The organism is uncultured Leifsonia sp. (genome assembly GCF_945957465.1).
Classification (GTDB): domain Bacteria; phylum Actinomycetota; class Actinomycetes; order Actinomycetales; family Microbacteriaceae; genus Leifsonia.
In genome coordinates this window covers 1-6,344 of record NZ_CAMFLC010000091.1, presented here as the reverse complement: position 1 = coordinate 6,344, position 6,344 = coordinate 1, and the positions used below count along the sequence as shown (strand labels likewise).

Annotated in this window: 7 protein-coding genes; 5 read left to right on the top strand and 2 right to left on the bottom strand. The window is 69.4% G+C overall.

The genetic code is table 11. From position 1 onward, the window contains the following. On the top strand, positions 1-764 hold a 764-nt coding region (locus tag Q0Q23_RS19480), incomplete at its 5' end, for an amino acid--tRNA ligase-related protein (protein ID WP_295128288.1). Positions 765-973: 209 nt separating this feature from the next. Here Q0Q23_RS19480 and Q0Q23_RS19475 read toward each other — a convergent pair. Further along, positions 974-1,903 (bottom strand): cytochrome c oxidase assembly protein, encoded by a 930-nt coding sequence (locus tag Q0Q23_RS19475; RefSeq protein ID WP_295128285.1) that lies wholly within the window; start codon positions 1,901-1,903, stop codon positions 974-976. A 25-nt stretch (positions 1,904-1,928) separates the two neighbouring features. Between Q0Q23_RS19475 and Q0Q23_RS19470 the strand changes: the two genes are divergently transcribed. Continuing rightward, entirely contained in the window at positions 1,929-2,102 is a 174-nt protein-coding gene (locus Q0Q23_RS19470) for a hypothetical protein (RefSeq protein WP_295128282.1), read from the top strand. A gap of 70 nt (positions 2,103-2,172) precedes the next feature. After that, positions 2,173-3,636: a cardiolipin synthase gene (gene cls, locus Q0Q23_RS19465; protein ID WP_295128275.1), complete on the top strand. Its 1,464-nt coding sequence runs from the start codon at positions 2,173-2,175 to the stop codon at positions 3,634-3,636. A gap of 97 nt (positions 3,637-3,733) precedes the next feature. Here the strand turns inward: cls and Q0Q23_RS19460 are convergent, their stop codons facing one another. Then, positions 3,734-4,717: a pirin family protein gene (locus Q0Q23_RS19460; RefSeq protein WP_295128272.1), complete on the bottom strand. Its 984-nt coding sequence runs from the start codon at positions 4,715-4,717 to the stop codon at positions 3,734-3,736. Between the two features lie 64 nt (positions 4,718-4,781). Here Q0Q23_RS19460 and Q0Q23_RS19455 point away from each other — a divergent pair, with 64 nt between their 5' ends. After that, positions 4,782-5,204 (top strand): hypothetical protein, encoded by a 423-nt coding sequence (locus Q0Q23_RS19455; RefSeq protein ID WP_295128270.1) that lies wholly within the window; start codon positions 4,782-4,784, stop codon positions 5,202-5,204. A 128-nt stretch (positions 5,205-5,332) separates the two neighbouring features. Next, a partial coding sequence (locus Q0Q23_RS19450; protein ID WP_295128267.1) for a Clp protease N-terminal domain-containing protein occupies positions 5,333-6,344 on the top strand: 1,012 nt, incomplete at its 3' end.

The following is a 6,344-nucleotide window of genomic DNA, read 5'->3' as shown; positions in this document are numbered from 1 at the left end:
CCGTCGTCGGCGGCATCGACCGGGTGTTCGAGATCAACCGCAACTTCCGCAACGAAGGCGCCGACTCGACGCACTCGCCCGAGTTCGCGATGCTGGAGGCCTACCAGGCCTACGGCGACTACAACTCCATCGCCGACCTGACGCAGCAGCTCATCCAGGATGCGGCCGAGGCCATTTCCGGCTCGCACGTGGTCACCTGGGCCGACGGCACCGAATACGACCTCGGCGGGCAGTGGGACCGCATCCGCATGTACGACAGCCTGTCGGAGGCCATCGGCGAGGAGATCACGCCGCAGACGCCGATGTCCCGCCTGCGCGAGCTCGCCGCCGAGGCGGAGATCGAGGTGCCGCACCCGCTTCCGGGCAAGTACGTCGAGGAGCTGTGGGAGCACCACGTGAAGTCGGGGCTGGTGCGCCCGACGTTCGTGATGGACTTCCCGGTCGACACGAGCCCGCTGGTGCGCGCCCACCGCTCGCGCGACGGCGTCGTCGAGAAGTGGGATCTCTACACGCGCGGCTTCGAGCTGGCGACCGGCTACTCCGAGCTGGTCGACCCGGTGGTGCAGCGCGAGCGCTTCATCGAGCAGGCCCGCCTGGCGGCCGCCGGCGACGACGAGGCCATGCGCCTCGACGAGGAGTTCCTGCGCGCGCTCGAGTTCGGCATGCCGCCGACCGGGGGCATGGGCATGGGCATCGACCGCCTCCTGATGGCCCTCACCGGCCTCGGCATCCGCGAAACCATCCTCTTCCCGCTCGTGAAGTAGCCCCCCTCCCGCAGGCGCCCGCCCCCCGCGAGGGGCGCCCGAGGGGCGCCCGCGCTCTGCGAGGGGCGCCCGAGGGGCGCCCGCGCCCTGCGAGGGGCGCCCGAGGGGCGCCTTAGTGCCCCTAAAACGGCCTTTTAGGGGCGTTAAGGCGCCCTTCGGGTGCCCTTCGGGTGCCCTTCGGTGGCCGTTCGGGCGCGGGCGCCGGGCGCTCAGCCGTGCTGGCGGAGGTGCGCTTGCGTGAGCGCCTCCATCTCCTCGTCGCTCAGTTCGTCGAGCTTCTGGCCCTCGCGGCGGTCGAGCCGCATCCAGCGCACGAACAGCAGCACGAGCACCGGCACATCGGCGACCTCCGCGATGAACCAGAGGAAGTCACCCGACAGGTGCTGGTCGTGCAGCGCGCTGGGGAACCACGGAGGCAACTGTCCGACGACTCTCGGCGCGTGGTCCAGGATGGCGTCGTTCAGCCGCAGCAGCAGTCCCGGGATCGCGTCGAGTACCATCGCGACGAACGCGAGCAGGAACTCCACCGTGATGAAGAAGCTCGTGTGCAGCACCGAGTTCGCGGCGATCGGCAGCACCATGAGCAGGCCGGCGATCGGCACCAGCACCGAGATCGTCCACTCCGACCACGGGTTGTCGCGCAGCACGGCGGCGACCGGCGTGAGGAAGATCATGAACGCCACGCAGGCGAAGACGGTCGCGAAGATGGCGTTGCCGAACAGCCGGGCAGGCCGTGACTGCAGGAACCGGTCGGTTCGCGCCTGACCGGTGGCGCCGAGAGCCGCGCGCGCGAGGGCGATCGGCCTCCCGAGACTCACCAGGCCGGGCACGACGAAGAGCAGCAGCGCGATGCGGGTCGTGAACGCCCACCGCAGCTCGTGGCTCTCGGCGCCGAGGAATCCGAAGGAGATGAACGCGTACGAGCCGAGGCCGAGCAGGAGGTACATCGCCGTCAGGCGCGCGGGCCAGTGGTGGCCGCGGCGGCGCAGCGACAGCACCCCGCCGAGGTAGAGAGCGGCCGCGGCGACGAGCACGATCGCGGCCGCCGGGTCGAACGACCAGGTGGAGAGGAAGACGAGGACGGGAGGCGTGGCGCTGCTCCAGAGGTGGGTCGGCCAGAGGTGGGTCGGAACGTACATGTGCGGGAGGTACCATTATCCCGCTATGGGAGACATCATCGGTGGAATCACCTGGGCGCTCGCCCCGACCGTGCTCGTCGGCCTGCTGTTCTGGCTGATCATGCGCGCGATCGTTCGCGCCGACCGCACCGAGCGCAAGGTCTACTCCCGCATGGAGGCCGAGGAGCGCGCCCGCCGCGGTCTCGCTCCCAAGGGCTGACGCCCGCTACGGTAGGCGTGAGAGGGCACTCATCCCGGTCCTCGACGCCGCGACGCCGGAGGGGGCCTGAATGAGCGCGGGTTTCCTGACCACGACGATCGTCGTGGTCCTGCTGCTCGTGGACTTCGTCATCCGCGTCATCGCGATCATCGTCGTTCCGCGCAACCGCAAACCCACCTCGGCGACGGCGTGGCTGCTCGCGATCTTCCTCATCCCGTACATCGGTGTGCTGTTCTTCCTGCTGATCGGCAGTTACAAGCTCCCCAAGAAGCGGCGCGAGAAGCAGGACGAGATCAACCGCTTCATCATCGACAGCACCGAGGGCATCGAGCGGGTCCGGCGCGACCACCCGTGGCCTCCGTGGCTCGAGTCGGTGGTCGAGCTCAACCGCAACCTGGGCGCGATGCCGCTCGTCGGCGGCAACCGTGCGCAGCTCAACGGGCACTATGAGGAGTCGCTCGCGGCGATGACGGCGGCGATCGGCGAGGCGAAGCGCTATGTGCACATCGAGTTCTACATCCTCACGCTCGACAAGACGACGACTCCTTTCTTCGAGGCCATGGAGGCCGCGGTGAAGCGCGGCGTCGTCGTGCGCGTTCTGCTCGACCACATCGCCTCGCTGCGCACCCCCGACTACAAGGCCACGATCGAACGCCTCACCGCGATGGGCGCCAAATGGCACCTGATGCTCCCTGTGCAGCCTTTCAAGGGCCGGTATCAGCGACCCGACCTGCGCAATCACCGCAAGCTGCTGATCGTGGACGGCCGCGTGGGGTTCATGGGGTCGCAGAACGTGATCGACCGCAGCTACAACAAGAAGTCGAACATCAGGCGCGGGCTCAAGTGGAAAGAGCTCATCGTGCGCCTCGAAGGCCCGATCGTCGCCGGTCTGAACGCCATCTTCATCACCGACTGGTACAGCGAGACCGACGAGCTGCTCCGCCGCGAGACGGAGCCGATCACCGACGACATCGACCCGGAGGAGCTGGACGCCCAGGTCGTGCCCTCCGGCCCCGGGTTCGCGGGCGAGAACAACCTCCGGCTGTTCCTCGCGCTGCTGTACTACGCCCAGGAGCGCATCGTCATCACGTCGCCGTACTTCGTGCCGGACGAGGCGATGCTCACCGCGATCACGACCGCCACCCAGCGCGGCATCGCCGTCGAGCTGTTCGTCTCCGAGATCGGCGACCAGGCGCTCGTCTACCACGCCCAGCGCTCCTACTACGAGGCGCTGCTGCGCGCGGGCGTGCGCATCTGGATGTACAAGGCGCCGTACATCCTCCATGCCAAGCACTTCACCATCGACGACGACGTCGCCGTGATCGGGTCGAGCAACATGGACATGCGCTCGTTCCTGCTCAACATGGAGGTGTCGCTGATGGTGCGCGGACGCTCGTTCGTCGACGAGATGCGCAAGGTGGAGGACGGCTACCGGCGCGACAGCCGCGAGCTCACCCTGGAGGAGTGGATGAAGCAGCCGCTCCGCTCGACCGTGCTCGACAACCTCGCACGGCTCACCTCGGCCTTGCAGTAACCGTCCGACGCGGGCAACGGAGGAGATTCTGCGCGCGCGACGGCGCGACTCCTCCGTCGGTTGACTCCGACCGGCGCGCCGGGGGCGATGTCCTCCGTTACCCGCGAGGCTTCAGCCGCACGGTCGGGAGGGCCGGCGCCGGCAGAGCCGACCCGTCGAACCCCCGGACCGTGCCGAACCGGCCGTCCGGATCTTCGCCGTCGATCACGTCGCGCTGCCATTCGGCCCGCGCCGCGACGACGTCCTCGTGGCTGCGGCCGATGAAGTTCCACCACATCACGATCTCCTCGCCGAGCGGTTCGCCGCCGAGCAGCAGGAGGCGGGCCGGGCCGTCCCCGCCGGCCACCACGTCCACCGCGTCGCGGCCCGGGCACAGGTATGCGAGGTGCGCGATCGGCACCGCGTCCCCGGCCACCGTGACCTCGCCCGCGTCGACGAGCACGCCGTGCTCGAAGCGGGGATCCAGCGGCACCGTCACGCTCGTCCCCGCGGGCACGAGCAGCTCTGCGCCGACGAGCGCCGAGAACACCGTCGCCGTAGTACCGCCGCCCGCGAGGGAGCCGACGAACGTCCGCACGGTCGTCTCCCCGAGGCTCGTCGGCACCGGGACATGATGCTCGAAGAACGGCTCGACGTCCCGGGAGGCGCTCGGAAGCGCCACCCACAGCTGCACGCCGTGCAGGCGGCGCGTCTGCGGCGTCGACACCTCCGAGTGGCTGATGCCGCGGCCCGCGGTCATCAGGTTGAGCTCGCCCGGCCGCACCAGTGCGTGACTGCCGACGCTGTCGCGGTGGTCGATCTCGCCCTCGAACAGCCAGCTCACGGTCTGGAGGCCGGTGTGCGGATGCGGCGGCACCTGCATCCCGCCGGTCTCCGACACGTCGTCGGGGCCGTAGTGGTCGACGAAGCACCAGCCGCCGATGAGCGAGCGGCGGCGCTGCGGGAGGGTGCGTCGCACGGTCATCGCACGAGGTCCGCCGAGCGGCACCTCCCTCGGCTCGAGAATCTCCACCCGGGCGTCGGCGACCACCGTGTCGTCGCCGACCAGGACCTCCACCGGGTCACGTTCGAGGTTGCTCATAGCGGCATCCTAGGCTCCTGAGCGTGCGCTGCGACCGGCCACCGGGCGCATCTAGAATGAGCGCGTGACCCGAGCCGCGCGCCCTCTGACCGCCATCGTCGCCGTCGCGGCTGCGGCGCTGCTGCTCGCCGGTTGCTCGAGCGGCCAGGTGAAGCCCGAAAGCGACTACGCGGGTGAACCTAAGGGCGTCGAGGCTCCGTCCAGCAGCGCGGGTGGCGCCTCCTGGGCGACCTGGATGCAGGGCGGGAAGCAGTTCGGCATCGTGCTCTACGGCAGCTCCACCTGCCCGCCCACCGTGCAGTCGGTCAAGGTGGTCTCCGACAACCGGCTGGAGGCCACGCTCTCGCCCGCGTCGGGCGGCGTCTGCACGCACGACCTGGTGCCGCACACCACCGTCTTCGCGACGCCGAGCGGCGTCACCACGACCTCCGACGTGACCGTCCAGCTGCCGGACACCACCCTCACCATCCCGGCGCTGCGCGGCTGACCGGCCCGGCCCGCCGACCCGGACGACGCGCGCTCAGCCTCCAGCGAACATGCCTCCGCAGCCCGGGAGGCCGCGGTTACTCTCTTTGTATCGATGCCGACCCTGCAACGGCGTCGAGAGGAGTAGAGATGTTCGAGAGATTCACCGACCGCGCTCGACGCGTCGTCGTCCTGGCCCAAGAAGAGGCCAAGATGCTCAACCACAACTACATCGGGACGGAGCACATCCTGCTCGGCCTGATCCACGAGGGTGAGGGCGTCGCCGCCAAGGCGCTCGAGTCGCTCGGCATCTCGCTGGACGCCGTCCGCGAGCAGGTCCAGGACATCATCGGCCAGGGCCAGCAGCAGCCGACCGGCCACATCCCCTTCACGCCGCGCGCCAAGAAGGTCCTCGAGCTCAGCCTGCGCGAGGCCCTCCAGCTCGGCCACAACTACATCGGCACCGAGCACATCCTCCTCGGCCTCATCCGCGAGGGCGAGGGCGTCGCCGCCCAGGTGCTCGTCAAGCTGGGCGCCGATCTCAACCGCGTCCGCCAGCAGGTCATCCAGCTCCTCTCGGGTTACCAGGGCAAGGAGCAGGTACAGGTCGGCGGCAACGATCAGCAGACCGCGCAGGCCGGTAGCCAGATCCTCGACCAGTTCGGCCGCAACCTGACGCAGGCCGCGCGCGACAACAAGCTCGACCCGGTCATCGGGCGCGAGAAGGAGATCGAGCGCGTCATGCAGATCCTGTCGCGCCGCTCCAAGAACAACCCGGTGCTGATCGGCGAGCCCGGCGTCGGCAAGACCGCCGTCGTGGAGGGCCTCGCCCAGGCGATCGTGCGCGGCGACGTGCCCGAGACGCTGAAGGACAAGCAGCTCTACACGCTCGACCTCGGCTCCCTCATCGCCGGATCGCGCTACCGCGGAGACTTCGAGGAGCGCCTGAAGAAGGTCACCAAGGAGATCCGCACCCGCGGCGACATCATCACCTTCATCGACGAGATCCACACGCTGGTCGGTGCGGGTGCCGCGGAGGGCGCGATCGACGCCGCCAGCATCCTCAAGCCGCTGCTGGCCCGCGGCGAGCTGCAGACCATCGGCGCCACCACGCTCGACGAGTACCGCAAGCACTTCGAGAAGGACGCCGCGCTCGAGCGCC